At 72.2% G+C, this 21,329-nt stretch carries 10 protein-coding genes and 7 pseudogenes; 13 read left to right on the forward strand and 4 right to left on the reverse strand.

What is annotated here, in order from left to right; translation table 11 throughout:
* Positions 1 to 8 precede the first annotated feature (8 nt).
* Positions 9 to 1,360 (reverse strand): annotated as a pseudogene (locus L2X98_RS03870) (class I SAM-dependent RNA methyltransferase).
* Between the two features lie 184 nt (positions 1,361 to 1,544).
* Here L2X98_RS03870 and L2X98_RS03875 point away from each other — a divergent pair.
* Positions 1,545 to 2,190: pseudogene (locus L2X98_RS03875) on the forward strand (Maf family protein).
* Positions 2,191 to 2,268: 78 nt separating this feature from the next.
* Positions 2,269 to 4,037: pseudogene (locus L2X98_RS03880) on the forward strand (acetyl/propionyl/methylcrotonyl-CoA carboxylase subunit alpha).
* 363 nt (positions 4,038 to 4,400) lie between these two features.
* Here the strand turns inward: L2X98_RS03880 and L2X98_RS03885 are convergent.
* Positions 4,401 to 5,841: pseudogene (locus L2X98_RS03885) on the reverse strand (NAD(P)H-quinone dehydrogenase).
* Between the two features lie 385 nt (positions 5,842 to 6,226).
* Between L2X98_RS03885 and L2X98_RS03890 the strand changes: the two are divergent.
* From L2X98_RS03890 to L2X98_RS03900, 3 genes and pseudogenes are all read left to right on the forward strand, one after another.
* Positions 6,227 to 7,054: a purine-nucleoside phosphorylase gene (locus L2X98_RS03890; RefSeq protein ID WP_259612383.1), complete on the forward strand. Its 828-nt coding sequence runs from the start codon at positions 6,227 to 6,229 to the stop codon at positions 7,052 to 7,054.
* Between the two features lie 44 nt (positions 7,055 to 7,098).
* Positions 7,099 to 8,821: pseudogene (locus L2X98_RS03895) on the forward strand (phospho-sugar mutase).
* A gap of 95 nt (positions 8,822 to 8,916) precedes the next feature.
* Positions 8,917 to 9,501: a GNAT family N-acetyltransferase gene (locus L2X98_RS03900; protein WP_259612384.1), complete on the forward strand. Its 585-nt coding sequence runs from the start codon at positions 8,917 to 8,919 to the stop codon at positions 9,499 to 9,501.
* 12 nt (positions 9,502 to 9,513) lie between these two features.
* On the opposite strand, the pseudogene L2X98_RS22110 reads toward L2X98_RS03900, so the two are convergent.
* Positions 9,514 to 11,484, reverse strand: a pseudogene (locus tag L2X98_RS22110) (BglG family transcription antiterminator).
* Between the two features lie 121 nt (positions 11,485 to 11,605).
* Here L2X98_RS22110 and L2X98_RS03910 point away from each other — a divergent pair.
* From L2X98_RS03910 to L2X98_RS03945, 8 genes and pseudogenes are all read left to right on the forward strand, one after another.
* Entirely contained in the window at positions 11,606 to 12,010 is a 405-nt protein-coding gene (locus L2X98_RS03910) for a PTS sugar transporter subunit IIB (protein WP_259612385.1), read from the forward strand.
* A complete protein-coding gene (locus L2X98_RS03915; protein WP_259612386.1) occupies positions 12,007 to 12,282 on the forward strand; it encodes an HPr family phosphocarrier protein in 276 nt (91 codons plus the stop codon). Before L2X98_RS03910 ends, L2X98_RS03915 begins: the two co-directional genes overlap by 4 nt.
* A 2-nt stretch (positions 12,283 to 12,284) precedes the next feature.
* A complete protein-coding gene (gene ptsP / locus L2X98_RS03920) occupies positions 12,285 to 13,955 on the forward strand; it encodes a phosphoenolpyruvate--protein phosphotransferase (protein WP_259613183.1) in 1,671 nt (556 codons plus the stop codon).
* A 31-nt stretch (positions 13,956 to 13,986) separates the two neighbouring features.
* Positions 13,987 to 15,658 (forward strand): annotated as a pseudogene (locus L2X98_RS03925) (PTS mannitol transporter subunit IIBC).
* Positions 15,659 to 15,763: 105 nt separating this feature from the next.
* Positions 15,764 to 16,204 (forward strand): PTS mannitol transporter subunit IIA, encoded by a 441-nt coding sequence (locus L2X98_RS03930; protein WP_259612388.1) that lies wholly within the window; start codon positions 15,764 to 15,766, stop codon positions 16,202 to 16,204.
* Positions 16,201 to 17,349: a mannitol-1-phosphate 5-dehydrogenase gene (locus tag L2X98_RS03935; protein ID WP_259612389.1), complete on the forward strand. Its 1,149-nt coding sequence runs from the start codon at positions 16,201 to 16,203 to the stop codon at positions 17,347 to 17,349. Before L2X98_RS03930 ends, L2X98_RS03935 begins: the two co-directional genes overlap by 4 nt.
* Before the next feature lie 466 nt (positions 17,350 to 17,815).
* Positions 17,816 to 18,688, forward strand: a complete 873-nt coding sequence (locus L2X98_RS03940) for an endonuclease domain-containing protein (RefSeq protein WP_259612390.1) — start codon at positions 17,816 to 17,818, stop codon at positions 18,686 to 18,688.
* A 550-nt stretch (positions 18,689 to 19,238) separates the two neighbouring features.
* Positions 19,239 to 20,169 (forward strand): IS5 family transposase gene (locus tag L2X98_RS03945; protein ID WP_259611794.1). Its coding sequence is split into 2 segments (ribosomal slippage): positions 19,239 to 19,613 and positions 19,615 to 20,169, totalling 930 coding nucleotides; the frame shifts between segments, so codons are not numbered across the junction.
* Here L2X98_RS03945 and L2X98_RS03950 read toward each other — a convergent pair.
* Entirely contained in the window at positions 20,166 to 21,281 is a 1,116-nt protein-coding gene (locus L2X98_RS03950) for an adenosine deaminase (protein ID WP_259612391.1), read from the reverse strand. The genes L2X98_RS03945 and L2X98_RS03950 overlap by 4 nt on opposite strands.
* Positions 21,282 to 21,329: the final 48 nt, after the last annotated feature.

Consider the following 21,329-nt stretch of genomic DNA (forward strand, 5'->3'; position numbering starts at 1 on the left):
GCATCAGGCTAGCGCGGTGCCGCCGTCCGGGTGAGCGCCGCCACGGCCTCGACGTGGTGCGAGTGCGGAAACAGGTCGACCGCCGTGATGTCGGATGCCTCGTATCCGGCGGCGCGGAACGTCTTCAGGTCGCGCGCGAGCGCCACCGGGTCGCACGCGACGTAGACGACGGATGCCGGACCCAGCGCCGCAATCTCGGCCACCACTGCGGCGCCCGCGCCGGAGCGCGGCGGATCCAGGACCACCGCCCCGCGGCGGAGCCGCTCCAGCTCGCCCGGCGAGGCGGATTCGCGCAGGCTGCGGCAGCCAGCGGTCGACCCGCGCCGTCTCGGCCCGCGCGCCGACCCACTCGGCGAGGTTCTCGCCCGCGTGCTCGGTGGCCCGGGCATCGGATTCGACGCTGATCACCCGCGCGGACTCGCCCGCCCGCTCGCCGATCGTCGCGGCGAACAGGCCGACCCCGCCGTACAGGTCCAGGTGCAACCCGTCCGGGTCCAGCGCGTCCGGCAGCGCTTGCCGCGACGAGGTCGCTGAGAGTGAGGGCAGCACTGTGGTGCACCTGCCAGAAGCCGCCGGCATCCACTCGGAACGCGCGCTCGCCCACGCGCTGCTCGACCACTTCGTGCGCGACCTGGGCGGAGTGCTGGGCACGTGCGGCCACGGCCTGGTTCTGGCGGCGTGCGGTCTCGCTCAGATGCCGGGCGCCGCGCCGGTGCCGGGCGGCCGGCCGACGGGCGGCGCGCTCGGCGGGCCGCGGGACGATCCGGACCCGGCCGTCCGAGGGCTGCACCAGGTCGATCCGGCCCGGCGCGTTCGCGTGCAGGGTCGCCGCGACCCGCTCGATCGGGGCGGTCGCCAACGGCAGCTCGTCCACCGGAACGATGCGGTGGCTGCGGGCCGCAAACGGGCCGATCCGGCCCTCGTCGTCCACGTGCAGACTGACCCGGGTGCGCCAGCGCAGGCCGCCGCGGTCATCGTCGCCGGGCACCGACAGCATCCGCACCGGCAGGTCGATACCGCCCATCCGGGTGAGCGCGTCCTGCAGCACCTCGAGCTTGAGCGTGCGCTGGTGGTCCAGTTCGATGTGCCCGAAATCGGCGCCGCCCGGTCGCTGCTCGGGCGGGGTGTCGATGTCGGCGGCACGCCAGACATGCGGGCGACGGTGGGGTGAGGCATCCAGCACCTCGAGCGCCTCGCCGCGCCAGAACGACTTCTCTCCGGTCTGGGTCAGCCGCACGCGCACCCGCTCGCCGGGGAGGGTGTCGGGCACGAACACGACCCGGCCCTCGTGTCGCGCCACGAACACCCCGCCGTGCGCGACGGCGGTGATGTCGAGATCGATCTGGTCGCCCGGTTGCATCATCCGATCGTTTCACATGGTGCGGGGCGGGGGGTCCGGCGGGTGGGGTGCGGGGCGGGGTGGGCTCGGGGCGGCGGTTCGCCGAAACCGGGGATCCTCCGCGAAACCACGGGCCACGTCCCCGGTCTCACGGCCGATCCCCTGTCTCGGCGATCTGGACGCGGGTGAGGATACGGTGGAGCCCATGCGCGTGTGCCTGGCTTCGACATCCCCCGCCCGCCTCATGCTGCCGGCAGGCCGGCATCGAGCCCGAGACCCTCGCGCCGGACGTCGACGAGGACGCGGTGGTCAGCGCGGTCGAGTCCTCCGAGGGCCGGGCGCTGGATCCGGACGAGTACGTCCTGCTCCTGGCCCGGCGCAAGGCGGCGGATGTCGCGGCCCGCCTGGCCGCGGACGACCCGGCATTCGACGGGATCGTGATCGGCGGCGACTCGATGTTCGTGCTCGACGGCCAGATCCTCGGCAAGCCGCACACCGCCGAGACGGCCACCGCGCGGTGGCGGGACATGCGGGGGCGCACCGGCGTCCTGCATTCGGGGCACAGCGTGTTCCGGCTGGCCCCGGGGCAGTCTCCGGTCGAAGAGCATGCCGTGGCCGAAGCATCCGTCACCTTCACGGCCGACATGACCGATGACGAGATCGACGCGTACGTCGCCTCGGGTGAGCCGCTGCACGTGGCCGGCGCGTTCACGATCGACAGCCTGGGCGGACCGTTCATCGAGCGCGTCGACGGCGACCCGTCGACGGTGGTCGGGATGTCGCTGTCGACCCTGCGTCGACTCGTGCGTGCGCTGGGGCTGCGGTGGACGGATACGTGGACGTCCTCGTAGATACCTGCACATCATTTCGCGTGTTTCTTGTGCGATGCACTCAAAAGCGGTCGGAAGGCGCTGGGTAGGCTGAAGTCCATGCCTGAAATCGCCAAGGTCCTGATCGCGAACCGCGGCGAGATCGCCGTACGAATCATCCGAGCGGCGCGAGACAGCGGGAAGGCCTCGGTCGCGGTGTACGCCGACCAGGACCGCGATGCGCTGCACGCCACCCTCGCCGACGAGGCCTACGCCCTCGAGGGCGCCACCAGCGCCGAGACGTATCTGTCGATCGACAAGATCCTCTCCATCGCCCGCCGCTCGGGCGCCGATGCGGTGCACCCCGGGTACGGCTTCCTTGCCGAGAACGCCGACTTCGCCCGCGCCGTGATCGGCGCCGGACTGATCTGGATCGGCCCGTCGCCCGAGGCCATCGAGTCGCTCGGCGACAAGGTCACCGCACGGCACGTCGCCGAGAAGGTCGGCGCGCCGCTGGCCCCCGGCACGCAGGGCACCGTCTCGGGCGCCGACGAGGTCATCGCGTTCGCGCAGGAGTTCGGCCTGCCGGTGGCCATCAAGGCCGCGTACGGCGGCGGCGGACGCGGGCTGAAGGTCGCCCGCGACATGGACACGATCGCCGAGCTGTTCGAGTCGGCCACCCGCGAGGCGGTCGCCGCCTTCGGGCGCGGCGAGTGCTTCGTCGAGAAGTATCTGGACAAGCCGCGGCACGTCGAGACGCAGTGCCTGGCGGATGCCGCGGGCAACGTCGTCGTCATCTCCACGCGCGACTGCTCCCTGCAGCGACGCAACCAGAAGCTGGTCGAAGAGGCTCCGGCGCCGTTCCTGACCGACGCGCAGCGGGACATCCTCTACACATCGTCGAAGGCGATCCTGCGCGAGGTCGGCTACGTCGGCGCGGGCACGTGCGAATTCCTCATCGGCGCCGACGGCACGGTGTCCTTCCTCGAGGTGAACACGCGCCTGCAGGTGGAGCATCCGGTCTCGGAGGAGGTCACCGGGATCGACCTGGTGCGCGAGCAGTTCCGCATCGCCGAGGGCGGCACGCTCGACTACGACGACCCCGAGCCCACCGGGCACTCCTTCGAGTTCCGCATCAACGGCGAGGACCCGGGGCGCGGATTCCTGCCGCAAGCCGGGGCCGATCCGGGTGTTCAAGACGTTCGGCGGACCCGGCACCCGCCTTGACTCCGGCGTCACCGCCGGCGACGTGGTCGGCGGCGCGTTCGACTCGCTGCTGGCGAAGATCATCGTCACCGGGCGCGACCGGGCCGAGGCGCTCGAGCGCGCGCGCCGCGCGCTGGACGAGTTCGAGGTCGGCGGTCTGCCCACCGTGCTGCCGTTCCACCGCAAGGTCGTGCGCGACCCGGCATTCACCGCCGAGGACGGCCGATTCGGCGTGTACACGCGCTGGATCGAGACCGACTTCGTCAACGACATCCCGCCCTGGGACGGCGAGATCGGCGACCCGGACCCGGCCGAGACCCGACACACCGTCGTCGTCGAGGTCGGCGGCAAGCGGCTCGAGGTGAGCCTGCCCGACCGCATCGCGGCCGCGCCGGTGGCCTCGGGTCGTCCGGCCGTGGCTCCCCCGTCGCGCCGCTCGCACACCACGACCGCCTCGGCCGGGGCGTCCGGCGACGCGGTGAAGTCGCCGATGCAGGCCACCGTCGTCAAGGTCGCCGTGCAGGACGGCCAGCCCGTCGTCAAGGGCGACCTGGTCGTCGTGCTCGAGGCGATGAAGATGGAGCAAGCCGATCCAAGCGCACAAGGACGGCGTCATCGGTGCGATCAACGCCGTGGCCGGGTCGACGGTGTCGGCCGGGCACCAGCTGCTGACGATCTCGTAAGGGGCGGATGCGGCATCCCGTCGTCGCCGAATTCAGTCGTCACGAACGGCGACTTCGGATGCCTCGGACCCACACTCTGTGACGACCGAAGGCGGAGCGCCGAATTCAGTCGTCACGAACGGCGACTTCGGATGCCTCGGACCCGCATTTCGCGTCGACCGAACCGGACCGGCGGGATTCCGTCGACGCATATGGCGCTCCCGCACGCCGAACAGCAGCTATTCGCGTCGACCGAAGGCGCACCGCGGGATTCAGTCGTCACGAACGGCGACTTCGGATGCCTCGGACCCGCATTTCGCGACGACCGAACCTCTCCCCGCGGGCACAAGCGTGGGATGCCGCGGCCGGCAGCGGCGCGGGGCCTCAGCCGTCGGCGTTGATCTGGTGCATCGCGCGGACGGCGTCGGTGATGCCTGCCCGACAGCGACGGATACACCGCGAACACGCGGGAGAGCTGGTCGACGGTCAGCCGGCGCTCGACCGCGACCGCCACCGGATAGATCAGCTCGGACGCCTTCGGCGCGACGATCACCCCGCCGATCACGGTGCCGCTGCCCGAGCGGGCGATGATCTTGACGAAGCCGTCGGCGATGCCCATCATCTTCGCGCGGGGGTTTGCCGCCAAGGGGAGCTTGTACGCGACGCCGTTGATCAGGCCGGCTTCGACATCCGCCTCCTGCCAGCCGACGGTCGCGATCTCGGGCGCGGTGAAGATGTTCGAGGCGATCCGGCGCCGCTCCAGCGGGATCACGACATCCCCCAGCGCGTGGAAGACCGCGGTGCGGCCCTGCATCGAGGCGACGGATGCCAGGGGCACGAACGTCGTGCAGTCACCGGCCGCATAGATGTTGGGCACGGACGTGCGCGCGACCCGATTCACCTGGATGTGCCCGGAATCGGTGAGCTGGATGCCGGCCTCCTCGAGTCCGATCCCGCGGGTGTTCGGGATCGACCCGACCGCCATCAGGCAGTGGCTGCCGGTGATCACGCGTCCATCCGACAGGGTGACCTCGACGCCGTCGCCGGTGTTGACGACCTTCTCGGCGCGGGACTTCGACAGCACCTGCATGCCGCCGCGTTTGAACACCTTCTCGAGGACGGCCGCGGCATCCTGGTCCTCCCCGGCAGCACGCGATCCCGGCTGGAGACCAGCGAGACCTTCGATCCGAGGTTCATGTAGGCGCCGGCGAACTCGGCGCCGGTGACGCCGGACCCGACGACGATGAGGTGCTCGGGGAGCGCCTTCATGTCGTACAGCTGGGTCCAGGTGAGGATGCGCGTGCCGTCCGGCTTCGCGCTCGGCAGCTCGCGCGGAGCGGCGCCGACCGAGACGACGAGGGTGTCGGCCTCGATGCGGTCGAAGTCGGTGCCGCCGGGGCCGGTCGAGACGACGATGGCGTTGCCGCCCTCGAGCCGCCCGTGACCGGAGATGATCCGGACCCCCGCCTCGACCAGGGCCGCGCGCATGTCGTCGGACTGCTGGCGCGCCAGCGAGAGCAGGCGATGGTTCACCGCGGCGAGGTTGATCGCGACCTCGGGCTTGAGCGGCTTGCCCTCCTTGCCCTTCGCGAACAGCTTGCACTCCGAGATCGGATGCCTGGGCGATGGCGACCGCGGCGTCGGCCGTGGCGATCAGGCTCTTGGACGGGACGACGTCGGTGATGACGGCGGATCCACCGACGCCGGCGCGCTCGACGAGCGTGACCTGGGCTCCCAGCTGGGCGGCGGCGAGCGCCGCCTCGTAACCGCCGGGCCCCCCGCCGAGGACGGCGACGGACTGGGTGCGCTCGAAGCTCAAGGACATGGCATCCATTCTCTCCCGGCACCCCCTCCGCACTGAAATGCCGGCCGGCCGGGCCGCGGCATCCCTCCCCGCGAGGTTGTCCTCGGTACGCCGAGATTGTCCCCCGTCACGCGAGATTGTCCCCCGTCACGCGAGATCGTCCCCCGTCCCGCGAGATTGCCCTCCGTCACGCGAGGTTGTTCCCCGACCCGCGAGATCGTCCCCGAGCTCGAAGACAACCTCGGCGCACCACGCACAACCTCGGCGAACCAAGCACAACCTCGGCGAACAAAGCACAACCTCGGCGCACCAAGCACAACCTCGGCGAACAGAGCACAACCTCGGCGAACCAAGCACAACCTCGGCGGATCTCGCCGTGGCGGGCGCGCGGCGCTACCGTGGGGGCATGAATGACGCCAACCCGCTGGACGACCCGGGCGCCGATCCGTTCGAGATCGCCCGCGCCGCCGCCGCCGACATCGCGCGCCTGACCGGCGTCGAGCACCACGACATCGCGCTCACCCTCGGCAGCGGATGGGGTCGGGCCGCCGACCTGGTCGGCGAGACGACCGCGACCGTTCCGGCCACCGAGGTCACCGGATTCAGCCGCCCCGCCCTGGAGGGGCATCCGGGCACGCTGCGCAGCATCCTGACCCCGTCGGGCACCCGGGTGCTGGTCATCGGCGCCCGCACCCACTTCTACGAGGGCCACGGCGTGCGCCGGGTCGTGCACTCCGTGCGCACCGCCGCCGCGACGGGCGCGACGATCATGGTGCTCACCAACGGCGCGGGCGGGGTGCGCCGCACATTCTCGCCCGGCCAGCCCGTGCTCATCAGCGATCACATCAACCTCACCGCGGCCTCGCCGCTGGAGGGCGCGACGTTCGTCGACCTCACCGACCTCTACTCCGCCCGCCTGCGCGCCCTCGCCCGCACGGTCGAGCCCGCGCTGGACGAGGGTGTGTACTGCCAGTTCCGCGGCCCGCATTACGAGACGCCCGCCGAGGTGCGCATGGCCGGCATCATCGGCGGCGACATCGTCGGGATGTCGACCGCGCTCGAGGCGATCGCGGCCCGCGAGGCCGGCATGGAGGTGCTCGGCTTCTCGCTGATCACGAACCTCGCCGCCGGCATCCAGGAGACTCCGCTCAGCCACGAAGAGGTGCTCGAGGCCGGACAGGCCGCCGGGCCGGTCATCTCGCAGTTGCTGGCCCGCGTCGTGGCGGCGATCTGATGAGCGGAGACCCGATGGACACCGATCCCGCCGAGGGCGACCCGATGCCAGGCTCCGGGCCGGACGAGGCCCTCCTGGACCGCGCCCGGGCCTGGCTCGCGCAGGATCCCGACGGCGACACCCGCGCCGAGCTGCGGGAAGTCGCTCGACCGCGCCGAGGACGGACAGACGGATGCCGCGGCCGACCTCGCCGACCGGTTCGACGGGCGCCTTGCCTTCGGCACCGCGGGCCTGCGCGGACGCCTCGGCGCCGGCAGCCGCCGCATGAACCGGGTGCTGGTCGCGCAGGCGGCCGCCGGCCTGGCCGCCTACCTGAACGAGCGGACCGGACCGGATGCCCCGCCCACCGTCGTGATCGGATACGACGGGCGCCGCAACTCGGCGGTGTTCGCCGCCGACTCGGCCGAGCTGTTCGCCGGAGCCGGCCTGCAGGCCGTCCTGCTGCCGCGGATGCTGCCCACGCCGGTGCTCGCGTTCGCCGTGCGCCACCTCGGCGCCGACGCCGGCGTCATGGTCACGGCATCCCACAACCCGCCCGACGACAACGGCTACAAGGTGTATCTGGGCGGCCCCGACCACGGCTCGCAGATCGTCTCGCCCGCCGATGCCGAGATCGCCGCGCACATCCAGCGGATCGCCAACGAGACCGCGGTCAGCGCGCTGCCGCGGTCGACCGGCTACGCCACCGCGCCCGAGTCGCTGATCGACGAGTACGTCGCCGCGACCGCGGCGGTCGGCCCGGCGCCCGACGGCGCCGACGGCCTGCGCTGGGTGTACACCGCGATGCACGGCGTCGGGTTCGAGACGGTGCAGCGGATCGTGGACGCCGCCGGCTACCCGCCGCCGGTGCCGGTGACCGCGCAGGTCGAGCCGGACGGCGCGTTCCCCACGGTGGCCTTCCCGAACCCGGAGGAGCCGGGGGCGATGGACCTCGCGTTCCAGACGGCCCGCGAGTCGGATGCCGACCTCATCATCGCGAACGACCCGGACGCCGACCGGCTGGCCGTCGGCATCCCCGATCCGGACGCCGAGGGGGCTGGCGCCGACTCAGCGGCAACCAGGTCGGGCTGCTGCTGGGCTGGCGGGCGGCCCGCGCGGTCGCGGCGGCGCGCGCGGCCGGGGACGCGACCGCACCCGACACCGAGGACGCCACCCTGGCCTGCTCGCTCGTGTCGTCCCCCGGGCTGCAGGCCGTGGCCGAGCACTACGGGCTCGGGTTCGCGGCCACGCTCACCGGCTTCAAGTGGATCTCGCGCGCCCCCGGCATGGTCTACGGGTTCGAAGAGGCCCTGGGCTACCTGGTCAGTCCCGACATCGTCCGCGACAAGGACGGCATCTCGGCCGCGGTCGCGGTGCTCGAGCTGGCCTGCGGCGCCCGCGCCGAGGGGCGCACGCTCGGCGACCTGCTGACCGAGTTCGACGAGACGTTCGGCGCCTTCGCGAGTGATCAGGTCGCGATCCGGGTCGAGGATGTCGCGGTCATCGGCCGGATCATGGCGGCCCTGCGCACCTCGACGCCGGAGACGCTGGGCGCGGCGCCGGTGGCGGGCATGGACGACTTCCAGGACGGACTGGACGGCCTGCCGCCGACCGACATGCTGCGGCTTGCGGCTCGACGACGGCGCGCGCGTGCTGATCCGGCCGTCGGGTACCGAGCCGAAGCTGAAGGCGTACCTGGATGTGCGGGGCGCGTCGGCGGCGGATGCGGCATCCCGCCTCTCCGCGCTGCGCGACGCGGTCGCGGCCCTGCTCGACGCCCTGCAATAGCGGCGCCGGTACGCGGGGCGAGAGTGCGCGGCCGCGCCGGCGACGGACGGATGCCGCGGCCCGGGACGCGCGGCGGCAGGGTCTAGGCTCGTGCCGTGGATTTCGTAGAGTCTGTCTCTCTGGAGAACGGTCACGTCCGGCTGGAGCCGCTGGCCGCGACGCACGCGGGCGATCTCACCGAGGCGGCCGTCGGGCTGGAGGGCGCGTGGTACACCACGGTGCCGTCGCCGGCGGATGTCCCCGCCGAGATCGCACGGCGCCTCGCCTGGCGCGACGAGGGGCACATGAACCCGTTCGCGGTGCGCCGCATCGCCACCGGGCGGATCGTGGGGATGACCAGCTTCTGCAACATCGACCAGCCCAACCGGCACGTCGAGATCGGCCACACCTGGCTCGGTCTGGAGGCCCAGCGCACCGAGGTGAACGCGGCCGCGAAGCTGCTGCTGCTCGGGCACGCGTTCGAGGCGTGCGACGCGATCGCGGTCGAGTTCCGCACGCACTGGCACAACCGCCAGTCCCGCGCCGCGATCGAGCGGCTCGGCGCGAAGCAGGACGGCGTGCTGCGCAACGCGCGGGTGCTGCCGGACGGCACGCTGCGCGACACCGTCGTGTACTCGGTGCTGCCGCACGAGTGGCCGGCCGTGCGCCGTGGGCTGCTGGCGCGCCTCGAGCGGGACTGAGCGCGGGCGGGCTCAGCCGTCGATCACGGCGACCAGCTCGTCCAGGAATGACGAGAAGTCGGCGCCGCGGCGCACCATGCGCTGCACCGAGTCGTTCTCGCTGAACACCTCGACGAGCTGCTCGAACACGGTCTGGAACGCCTCGCGGTCGGCCTCGGAGAACGCGACCATCGCCACCACCTGCACGCGGGTGTCGCCCCACGCGATGGACGGCACGGCGATCCCGACGGCGATCACGGTGCGGGTCGCGGTCATGCCCAGCGCGTGCGGCACGGCCAGCGCGTCGGTGAACGCCGTGGACGACAGTCGTTCCCGCTCGATCGTGCGCTGCACGTAGTCGTCGTCGATCACGCCCTGGGCCACCAGCATCCCGCCGAGCGTGCGGATGACGTCCTCCTCGCTTCCCTCGGCCAGCTGCGGCACGAACGCCGCCCGGTCGAAGTAGCGCTCCAGCTCGCGGCGCAGGCGGGCCAGTCGGCGCGAACGGCGGATGCGGGATGCCGCGGCCTGCACCCGCTCGACGTCGGCATCCGTCAGGAAGGGCTGGATCCGCACCACGCGCTCCCCCAGCGACGGCGCGTCGATGGTGGTCAGGATGAGGTCGGTGTCGATCGCGTCCCAGTCCAGGTCGAGCCGCGACTCGAGCCCGACCACCTCGATCGCCTGCCCCAGCGACCGGTCGATGCTCGAGCGCAGCGGCTCGTCGCAGCTCGTAGTACCCGGGGCACACGATCGTCGCGGTCAGGCAAGCTGCTCGGCCCGTCGGCTGCGCTCCAGCCGCCCGCCCACGTGCATCGCGATGTAGGCGATCTCGTCGTCGGGCACGGTGATGTCGAGCCGGTCGCGCAGGCCGCTGACCATAGAGACGGCGATGTCGAAGATCATCGGATACGTCGACTTCAGCGACCGGGTCAGCGGATTGCGCGACCACGCCTCCTCGCGGGCCCGCTGCCGCAGGTTCTGCACGTGCATCGCCAGTCGCCGGATGAAGTCCTCGTACACGATGTCGACCAGGAACTCGTCGGCCGCCTCGACCACCAGGTCGCGCACGACGCGTTCGATCTCGGGGTCCAGCGGCGGGCGGGATGCCGCGGGCACCGCCGGTCCGGGAGTGACGAACCGGCTCAGCACGAGCGTGGCCAGATGCTGCCGGTCGCCGGCCCCGAGTCGCACGCCGAGGTGCTCGTGCACGAGCGCACCCAGCAGCTCGCCGATCTCGTCGACGGCGGGGGTGGACGTCTCGTGCGCGGCCTCCAGCGGCCGTCCCTGCGCCACCCGGTCGGCGGCGATCGCGATGTGCATGAGCACGTCGGCGATGCCGAGCTCGTTCACGAAGTATCCGCGGCGTCCGATCTCGGTCCGCAGGGCGGCCTCGAACGGGCCGAACGCGGCCGCTCCGGTCGAGTCCTCGCCGAGCGCGCGCCGCAGCGCGCGCGGATCGAACCCGCCCGCCTCGGTCTCCTCGTGGACGAGGCGGCTCAGCAGTCGTCGCTGGGCGCCCTCGGTGCCGTCCAGCCGCACCCGCGAGGACGAGCGCTCCAGCACCAGCGTCGTGCCGCCCAGCAGCCCGCGCACGCGCGCCAGGTCGGCCTCCAGCGTGGCGCTGGACACGTGCAGCGCGTCGGCGGTCTCGAACACGTCCAGGTCATCCGGCGCGTCCAGCAGCGTCCGCACCAGCGTGTGCAAGCCGGTCGCGGGGGTGCCGACATCCGCCTCCGAACGCAGGGCGGAGCCGGCATCCGGGCCGGCCCGATAGCCCTGCGGACCCGACTCGACCGCGACCGCGCCGGGCACCCGCGCGTTGGCCGCGGCCACGTACGAGCGGACGCTGCGCGGCGTCACCCCGAGCAGGTCGGCCAGGCGGGCCGCCGTGATCCAGTCCCCGTCGCGCACGAGCAGCCCGAGCAGCCGGTCCTGTCGTGCTCTGGTCACCGTCGGCCTCCATGCCGCGCGTCGGATGCGTCGCCATCCAGTCAACACCATGCCGGACCCGCCGCGCCGCGGACGCCCCGCCGGACGGCGACCGGCTTTCCTCCCCGGGGAAAGAGCTCTGGTTGTCACCGGCGAGCGCCCTTGGCCACAATGACCATCAGGAGGACGGTCGATGAAGATCATCGTGATGTGCGGCGCGGGAGCGTCCAGCACGTTCGTCGCACAGCGACTGCGCGGCGCGATCGCCGAGCGCGGGCTCGCGCACAGTGCCGCGGCCGTCTCGCTCGCCTCGCTGCCGGGCTGCCTGGACGCCGCCGACGTGCTGCTGCTGGGCCCGCACCTGTCCGACCGCCGCCCCCAGCTGGAACGGGATGCCGCCGCCCACGGCGTGCGGGTGGCGGTGCTGCCCGGCGACATCTTCGGCGATCGCGATGGCCGCCGCGCACTCGCCCTGGCGGATGAGGTGGCCCACGCGCCCATCTCCCCCGCCGACGCCGCACCCACCGACATCCCGCCCATCAGCATCCCGCCCATCAACATCCCGCCGGAGCGGGCCGACGAGAGGAATCAGAGATGACGCAGGCCACCAGAACGGTGCAGATCGGCTCGGCACACGGGCTGCACGCGCGACCGGCCAAGCTGTTCGCCCAGGCGGCGAAGGACGCCGGCATCCCCGTGACCGTCGCCAAGGGCGACGCGAAGCCGGTGAACGCCGCCAGCATCCTCGGCGTCATCTCGCTGGGCGCCGAGCAGGGCGACGAGGTCACCCTGACCGCCGACGGCGACGGCGCCGAAGAGCTGCTGGACCGGCTCAGCGAGCTGCTGACCACCGACCACGACGCGGCGTGACCATGGCGACCATGACCGGGGTGGGCATCGGCCTGGGCGTGGCCCAGGGCCCGGTGGCGCGGATGGCCGATCCGCTGCCCGCCCCCACCGACGCGGCCAGCACCCGCTCGCCCGACGAAGAGACGGCGCGGGTGCACGATGCCTTGCCCGCGGTGGCGCGCGAACTCGAGGACCGGGGTGCCAAGGCCGGGGGGCTGGCCCAGGAGGTCCTGGAGGCGCAGGCCATGATGGCCGAGGATCCCTCCCTCGCGGAGGAGATCGACGCGCGCATCACCGCGGGCAAGACCGCCGAGTGGGCGGTCTTCGACGCCTTCGCCGCATTCCGCGACACGCTGTCGGCGATGGGCGGCTACCTCGGCGAGCGCGCCGCCGATCTGGACGACGTGGCGCAGCGCGTGCTGGCCCGGCTGCGCGGCGTTCCCGCGCCCGGGGTGCCCGACCCCGGGCATCCGTTCGTCCTGGTGGCCCGCGACCTGGCACCGGCCGACACCGCCCTGCTTGACCTGGACAACGTGCTCGGGCTGATCACGACCGACGGCGGTCCGACCTCGCACACGGCGATCCTGGCCCGGGAGAAGTCGATCGTCGCGATCGTCGGGGTGGCCGAGGCGACGGCCCTGACCGACGGCGAGACGGTGATCGTGGATGCCGCGGCCGGCGTGGTGACCACGCAGCCCAGCTCCGACCAGCTGGCCGAGGCACGCCGACGCGCCGACGCGCACGCCGCGGCCGCGACGGCGCCGGTCACGCCGGGCGCCCTGAAGGACGGGACGGCGGTGCCGCTGCTGGCCAACCTCGGCAAGCCGGGCGATGCGGCCGCGGCTGTCGCGCTCGGAGCCGAAGGGGTCGGGCTGTTCCGCACCGAGTTCCTGTTCCTGAGCGCCGACGAGGCCCCCACGGTGTCCGCGCAGCGGGCCGAGTACGAGCCGCTGCTGGCCTCCTTCCCCGGCCAGAAGGTCGTGGTGCGGATGCTGGACGCCGGCGCCGACAAGCCGCTGTCGTTCCTGAACGACGCCGACGAGGAGAACCCGGCGCTGGGGTTGCGCGGACTGCGGGCGCTGCGGGCGCACGAGAGCATCCTGCGCGACCAGCTGACCGCGCTGGCCGAAGCGGATGCCGCGACCCGCGAACGCGGCGAGGGCGCCGATCTGTGGGTGATGGCCCCGATGGTGGCCACCGTCGAGGAGACCCGCTACTTCACCGCACTGGCGCGCGAGCACGGCATCCGCACCGCCGGCGTGATGATCGAGATCCCGGCGGCGGCGCTGCTGGCCGACCGGGTGCTGGCCGTCACCGACTTCGCCTCGATCGGCACGAACGACCTGACCCAGTACACGATGGCCGCCGACCGGGTGCTCGGCTCGGTCGCCGGCTATCAGGACCCGTGGCATCCCGCCGTCCTCCGGCTGGTGCAGTCCGTGGGCGCTGCGGGCCGCGCCGCAGACAAACCGGTCGGCATCTGCGGCGAGGCAGCAGCCGACCCCCTGCTCGCGCTGGTCCTGGTGGGGCTGGGCGCGACCACCCTGTCGATGGCCCCCGCCGCGCTGGCCGACGTGCGCGCGCTGCTGCGGGACCACACGCTCGACGACGCCGGACGCGTCGCCGAGGCTGCTCTGGCCGCAGACGACGCGGCCTCCGCGCGCGCGGCCGCCCGGGCCGCCGCATCCTCCTGAAAACCACGCACACAAGAAAGAGGCAGTCACCATGACGACGACGTCGCTCACCGCCCCACCGGCGGGTGGCAAGAAGGCCCAAGTCGCAGTCCAGCGCTTCGGCACCTTCCTGTCCGGCATGATCATGCCGAATATCGCCGCATTCATCGCGTGGGGGTTCATCACCGCGCTGTTCATCGCCACCGGCTGGCTCGGATGGTGGACGCCGCTGGCCCCGGTGCTCGGCGGCTTCGGCAACGCCGATGAGATCGGCTGGCAGCACGCGATGACCCAGCTCGCCCAGGCGGCCGAAGGCGGGGCCACGTTCCCGCAGTACGTCGGCCTGGTCTCGCCGATGATCACCTACCTGCTCCCGCTGCTGATCGCCAACACCGGCGGCCGGATGGTCTACGGCGAGCGCGGCGGCGTCGTCGCCTCGATCGCCACGGTCGGCGTGATCGTCGGCACCACCATCCCGATGTTCCTCGGAGCCATGGTGATGGGGCCGCTGGCGGCGCTGCTGACCAAGTGGATGGACCGGATCTGGGACGGCAAGATCCGCCCCGGCTTCGAGATGCTGGTGAACAACTTCTCCGCCGGCATCCTGGGCATGATCCTGGCCATCATCGGCTTCTTCGTGTTCGGTCCGGTGATGACCTGGATCAGCGACGGCCTGGGCGCCATCGTGGACTTCCTCGTCCAGCACGGCGTGCTGCCGCTGCTGTCGATCATCGTCGAGCCGGCGAAGATCCTGTTCTTGAACAACGCGATCAACCACGGCGTGTTCACGCCGATCGGCACGCAGGCAATCGCTCGAATTCGGCCGCTCGATCCTGTTCCTGGTCGAGGCCAACCCCGGCCCGGGCCTGGGCATCCTGCTGGCGTTCACGTTCTTCGGCGTCGGCGTGGCACGCGCCTCGGCCCCCGGTGCGATCGTCATCCAGTTCCTCGGCGGCATCCACGAGATCTACTTCCCGTACGTGCTGATGAAGCCGATCCTGGTGATCGCGGCGATCGCCGGCGGCATGACCGGCGTCGCGACCAACGCGATCTTCGGCAGCGGACTGCGGGCGCCGGCGGCTCCCGGGTCGATCATCGCGGTGCTGATCCAGACATCCGGCGACAGCAACTTCGGGCCGGGGTGGGGGTACGTCGGGGTCACGCTGTCGGTGATCCTCGCCGCCACCGTGTCGTTCCTGGTGTCCGCGCTGTTCCTGCTGCGCACGCGCAAGCGGGATCTGGCCACCGAGGGCGCCGGCGATCTGGCAGCGGCCATCGCGCAGACCGAGGCGAACAAGGGCAAGTCGTCCGACGCGCTGTCGGGTCTGCGCGCCTCGGCCGAGGGGACCGCGGCCGGCGAGGGTACGACCATCGCCGACGAGGTGACCGCCGGCGGTGTGGCCGCCGGAGCAGTGCTCACCGACAAGCGGGTCGATCACATCGTGTTCGCCTGCGACGCCGGGATGGGCTCGTCCGCGATGGGGGCCAGCGTCCTGCGCAACAAGATCAAGAAGGCGGGCGTCGAGGGGGTCACGGTGGTCAACCAGGCCATCGCGAACCTGGACGGCACGGCCGACCTGATCATCACGCAGAACCAGCTCACCGACCGGGCCCGGGCGAAGTCGCCGAACTCGATCCATGTGTCGGTGGACAACTTCATGAACTCGCCCAAGTACGACGAGGTCGTGGACCTGGTGCGCGAGCAGCACCAGGATAAGGAGTAACCGAGACCGCCGCGGGGTCGGGCCGGCGTGACGCCCCCGGCCCCGCGGCCCTCGGCCGACATCCGGGTCTCGCAGGTCGAGACATCCGCCAGACAGGAGACAGCCATGGCACGTGAAGTCCTCGCCCTCGGGCAGGTGCGCATCCATTCGTCCGGTGCGACGCAGGAAGATGCGATGAAGGAGGCGGCCGACATCCTCGAGGCGGCCGGCGCGGTCACGAACGCGTACTACGACGCGATGCAGCAGCGCGAGCAGACGGTCTCGACCTACATGGGCAACGAGCTGGCCATTCCGCACGGCACGAACGAGACGAAGGACGCCATCCTCGACTCGGCGCTGTCGTTCGTGCGCTACGACGGCGGCGTGGACTGGGGCGGCGAGCCGGTGACGTTCGTGGTGGGCATCGCCGGAAGGGGCGACGAGCACCTCGAGATCCTGTCCCAGATCGCGATCATGTTCTCCGACGACGACGAGGTCGCCAAGCTGAAGGCGGCCGGTACGCCCGAAGAGCTGTTCGCCTTGCTGTCCAGCGTCAACGAATCATGAAGGCCGTCCACTTCGGCGCCGGCAACATCGGGCGCGGCTTCGTCGGCCTGCTGCTGCACGAGGGCGGGTACGAGCTGGTGTTCTCGGACGTCGCGGCCGCCCTGGTCGACGCGATCAACGCGGCCGATTCCTACACCGTGCACGAGGTCGGCGCGGGAGGCCGGGATGTCACGGTGACCGGATTCCGCGCGATCAACAGCGCGGAGCATCCCGACGAGGTCGCCGACCAGGTCGCGACCGCCGAGGTCGCCACCACCGCGGTGGGTCCCACGATCCTGCGCTTCGTCGCGCCGCTGATCCTCGAGGGTCTGCGCCGCCGGGCGGCCGACGCGGCGCCGCTGCAGGTGATGGCGTGCGAGAACGCCATCAACGCGACGGACGTGCTCCGCGACGAGATCGTGGCCGCCGCCGGCGACGAGTGGACGTCGCTGTCGGCGCGCGCGGTGTTCGCGAACACCGCCGTGGACCGCATCGTGCCCGGGCAGCCGGAGGGCGCCGGGGTGGATGTCACGGTCGAGCCGTTCTTCGAGTGGGCGATCGAGCGGCCGCCGTTCGGTGCGCACCCGCCGACCATCCCGGGTGCGCACTTCGTCGACGATCTCGCGCCCTACATCGAGCGGAAGCTGTTCACGGTCAACACCGGGCACGCGACCACCGCGTACTACGGCGCCGTGGCCGGGATCGAGCGGATCTCGGACGCCCTGGCCGAGCCCGGTATCGCCGCGCGGGTGGCGGCGACGCTCGAGGAGACCTCGGCGCTGCTGGCGGCCAAGCACGAGTTCGACCCGGCCGAACTGGCCCAGTACCGGGCGACGATCCTCGACCGGTTCCGCAACCCCGCGCTGCCGGACACGGTCTGGCGCGTCGGCCGTCAGCCGCTGCGCAAGCTGTCGCGGCACGAGCGGTTCGTGGGCCCGGCGGCCGAGGCCGCCGAACGCGGGCTGCCGGTGGGCGCGCTGGTGCAGGCGATGGCCGCCGCACTGCGGTTCGACTCCGCCGAGGACCCGCAGTCCGTCCAGCTCGGGCAGATGCTGCGCGACCTGGATGCAGATCAGTTCACGACCGAGGTCACCGGGCTCGCGGCATCCCACCCCCTGTATGGGTCCGTGCGCGAGATCGTCGCTGAGCAGCAGGTCGGCTTCTGAGGGACCGGAAGGGTGCTCGCCCGGCCGGCCTTCCCGGCCCGGGGCGTGCAGCCGGCCGGCCTTCCCAGTCCGGGGCGTGGGCCCGGCCGGCCTTCCCAGTCCGGGGCGTGCAGTCGGTCGGCCTTCCCGGCCCGGGGCGTGCAGAACTCCGGAACAACGCGCGCCCGAGTGGCCGATCTCCGGCGTGTCGGGCCGCCGGGGGCGGAAAGTCCGGAGTTCTGCGCGGCCACGCCAGGGCAGGGAGCCACCCGGCTCTCCCGGCCCGGGGCGTGCAGAACTCCGGAACATCGCGCGCCCGAGTCGTCGATCTTCGGCGTGTCGGGCTGCCGGAGGCGAAAAGTCCGGAGTTCTGCGCGGCCACGCCAGGACAGGGAGCCGGCCATCGGTTCCTCCCCAGGGCTGCGATGTGCGCGACGTGTCCACAGATTGCCGATCCGCGCCCCACGGCGCGGATCGGACCGGTGTCATGGGGTCATGGCAGCGAGCGACGGCGAAGAAGACTCCGCGCGAGCTGGCCGCCGCCATCCTGCCGGCGACGTTCCTGGGGCCGGCCGCGCTCGCCGAGCAAGGAATAGCCCGGCGTCAGGTCGCCGCCCTCGTCGCCGGTGAGCAGCTGATCCGGTTCGCGCAACGGCCACTATGTCGGCCCCGACACCCCGGCCGAGCTCGTCCGGGCCGGTCGCCTCGGGGCTCGGCTCGACTGCGTCTCGCTGCTGAGCTCGCTGGGGATCTTCGTGCACACGCACGACGCCCTGCATGTGCAGGTGCCGCCGAAGGCGAGCCGGCTGCCCGTTCCGGCGCAGGGCGTCATCCGGCACTGGCGGCCGAGTTCACGCCGACGCGGCGCCCTGGCCGCCGATGTCGTCGAGGCACTGGCCCAGGCCTGCCGGTGCCAGCAGCCCGCCATGCCCTCGCAACGATGGACAGCGCCTGGCATCACGGGATCGTCGACGAGAAGAAGATCAACGCCGTCTTCGCGCGGCTGCCGCGGAGGTTCCGGCGGTTGCGCGGCCTGCTCGACAAACGGGCCGAGTCCGGACCCGAGACGCTGGTGCGGCTGATGCTGCGCGGTCTGGGGTGTGATGCGGTCGTGCAGGTCAGGATCCCGCGTGTCGGTCGTGTCGACATCGTCGTCGACGGATGGCTCATCGTGGAATGCGACAGCGAGGAGTTCCACTCGGGCTGGACGGCGCAGAAGCGGGACCGGCGGCGAGACCTGGAAGCGGCCGCGCAGGGGTACACCACGATCCGGCTGCTCGCCGAGGACATCCTGTACCATCCCGAGCGCGTCCTCGCCGCTCTGAAGGCGGTCCTCGCGACCGCACCGCACCGCCGCTGAGCACGGCCGCGTCGCCCGCGGCGCCGCCCGCCGGCGTGCAGAACGCCGGCGCCGGCCGCCGGCGTGCGGAAATCGGCGCCGGCCGCCCGCGTGCGGAAATCGGCGCCAGCCGCGGGCGTGCAGAACTCCGGAAATCTATGCCACCGAGCGAGAGTGCCCCGGCGTGTCGGCGGCCGACGCCTCGAATCTCCGGAGTTCTGCACACCGCCGCCGCCCAGACACCGCCGCCGGCCAGGGCGCCGGCGCGCAGAACGCCGGCGCCGGCCGCCCGCGTGCGGAAATCGGCGCCAGCCGCGGGCGTGCAGAACTCCGGAAACCTGTGCCACCGAGCGGGAGTGCCCCGGCGTGCCGGCGGTCGACGCCTCGAATCTCCGGAGTTCTGCGCGCCGCCGCCGCCCAGACCGCGCCGCCGCCGCCCCGACGCCGCCGCGGCCAGGGGCGCCGGCGCGCAGTGTGTCGACGCCGGAACCTCCCGCTCTCGCCGGGGCGGTGGGATGCCGCTAGGGCGTGTCTCCCATATGTTTGGTGAGGCTCGCGGGATGCTGGCTGGGTGAGGTCGACGGGGTCGCGGTATCGGGTGTTCACGGACAAGCAGTGGGCGCGGATCGAGCCATTGCTGCCCTCGAACTCAGGCCGGCGTGGGCACCCGTTCGGAGACAGCCGGCGGATCGTCGAGGGGATCGCGTATCGGTTCCGCACCGGGATCCCGTGGCGTGACCTGCCCCGCGATGAGTTCGGTCCGTGGCAGACGGTGTGGAAACGGCACCGCCGCTATGCCGGCGACGGCACGTGGGATCGCGTGCTGACGCAGATCCTCGCGGAGGCCGACGCGGCCGGCAAGATCGACTGGGCAGTCTCGATCGATGCCACGATCGCCCGCGCACATCAGCACGCGACGAACACCACCCGCCCCGAGCAGGACACAGGGGGCGGGATCGAATCACAAGAATCTGCCCTGGCAGGAGATTGAGCCGCCCGGTCACGGCATCGGCCGCTCCCGCGGCGGCCTGACCACGAAGATCCATCAGGCCGTCGACGGGCACGGCCGACCGTTGGGCATGATCGTTACCGGCGGGCAGCGCAACGACGGCGCGATGCTGATCGAGGTGCTCGCCCAGATCCACGTTCCCCGACTCGGCCGTGGCAGGCCACGCACCCGCCCCGACGCGGTGCTCGCCGATCGCGCGTACGCAACCGGCGTGATCCGCGGCGAACTGCGGCGGCGGGCGATCAAGGCGGTCATTCCCGACAAGCGCGACCAAGCCGCAGCGCGCAAACGCCGCGGCCGCCACGGTGGTCGCCCGCCCGCGCTCGATGCCGAGGCATACAAGGGCCGCAACGTCGTCGAACGATTCTTCGCCCTCGCCAAGCAATGGCGCGGCATCGCCACCCGCTACGACAAACTCGCAATCACCTACCGCGCCGGCGTCACCCTCTGCGCCATCCTCACCTGGCAACGCCTATTGGGAGACACGCCCTAGTCGCCGAACCCGGTGGCGATCACGTCGATCAGCTCGGCGCGCTCCTCGACCGGCAGGAACGCCGCCGCGGCGGCGTTGAGCTGGAACGCCTGGATGTCTTCGAGGTCGTAGTCGAACGTCTCGGCCAGCAGCGCCAGCTCGCGGGTGAGCGAGGTGGCGCTCATCGTGCGGTTGTCGACGTTGACCGTGACGGCGAAGCCGAGCTGGTACAGCAGGTCGAACGGGTGGTCGGCCAGCTCGGTCCCCCAGGCGGCGATCGCGCCGGTCTGCAGGTTCGATGAGGGCGAGAGCTCGAGCGGGATCTCGCGGTCGCGGACCCAGCGCGACAGGTCGCCGAAGCGCACCTGCACGTCGTCGCCCTCGCGCCCGGCGAACTCGAGGTCGGCGGCGATGCGCACGCCGTGACCGAGCCGCAGCGCCCGCCCGTCCAGCAGCGCCGAGCGGATCGAATCCAGCCCGGCGGCCTCACCGGCGTGCACCGTGGCGGGGAAGAACTCGGATGCCAGGTAGTCGAACGCCTCGCGCAGCCGCGACGGCGGGAAACCGTCCTCGGGCCCGGCGATGTCGAACCCGACGGCCCCGCGGTCGCGCCACGACACGGCGAGTCGGGCGATCTCCAGCGCGCGATCGGTGTGCCGCATGGCGCTGATCAGCTGCCCGACCCGGATGTCGCTGCCGGCCGCGGCGGCCGCATCCTCGCCCTGCGCGATGCCCTCCTGCACCGCGGCGACCGCGTCGTCCAGGCTCAGCCCGGCGGTCAGGTGCTGCTCGGGCGCCCACCGCACCTCGCCGTAGACCACGCCGTCGGCGACCAGGTCCTCGACGAAATCACGCGCGACCCGGGTCAGCCCCTCCCGCGTCTGCATCACCGCGAGGGTGAGGTCGAACGTCTTCAGATACTCGACCAGCGAGCCCGAGTCGCTCTGCCGGGCGAACCACGCGCCGAGCGCGGCGGCATCCGGTGCGGGCACGTCGATGCCGGCCGCCTCGGCGAGCTCGATGATCGTCGCCGGGCGGACGCCGCCGTCGAGGTGGTCATGCAGCGAGACCTTCGGCAGGCTGCGCAGCGAGACGCCGCCGATCAGGGTGTCGCCGTTCTGGTCGATGGGCATGATTCTCCTTGCCGGGTGTGGGGATGCCGCGGCCGCCGGCCGCGGCCG

This window comes from Microbacterium elymi (assembly GCF_021582895.2).
In the GTDB taxonomy this organism is placed as follows: domain Bacteria; phylum Actinomycetota; class Actinomycetes; order Actinomycetales; family Microbacteriaceae; genus Microbacterium; species Microbacterium humicola.

Bases quoted from the DNA above. Each gene is read 5' to 3' on its own strand.
- ptsP (WP_259613183.1), top strand. From the start codon at position 12,285: ATGGCGACCATGACCGGGGTGGGCATCGGCCTGGGCGTGGCCCAGGGC.
- L2X98_RS03915 (WP_259612386.1), top strand. From the start codon at position 12,007: ATGACGCAGGCCACCAGAACGGTGCAGATCGGCTCGGCACACGGGCTG.
- L2X98_RS03935 (WP_259612389.1), top strand. From the start codon at position 16,201: ATGAAGGCCGTCCACTTCGGCGCCGGCAACATCGGGCGCGGCTTCGTC.
- L2X98_RS03940 (WP_259612390.1), top strand. From the start codon at position 17,816: ATGGGGTCATGGCAGCGAGCGACGGCGAAGAAGACTCCGCGCGAGCTG.
- L2X98_RS03930 (WP_259612388.1), top strand. From the start codon at position 15,764: ATGGCACGTGAAGTCCTCGCCCTCGGGCAGGTGCGCATCCATTCGTCC.
- L2X98_RS03910 (WP_259612385.1), top strand. From the start codon at position 11,606: ATGAAGATCATCGTGATGTGCGGCGCGGGAGCGTCCAGCACGTTCGTC.
- L2X98_RS03890 (WP_259612383.1), top strand. From the start codon at position 6,227: ATGAATGACGCCAACCCGCTGGACGACCCGGGCGCCGATCCGTTCGAG.
- L2X98_RS03950 (WP_259612391.1), bottom strand. From the start codon at position 21,281: ATGCCCATCGACCAGAACGGCGACACCCTGATCGGCGGCGTCTCGCTG.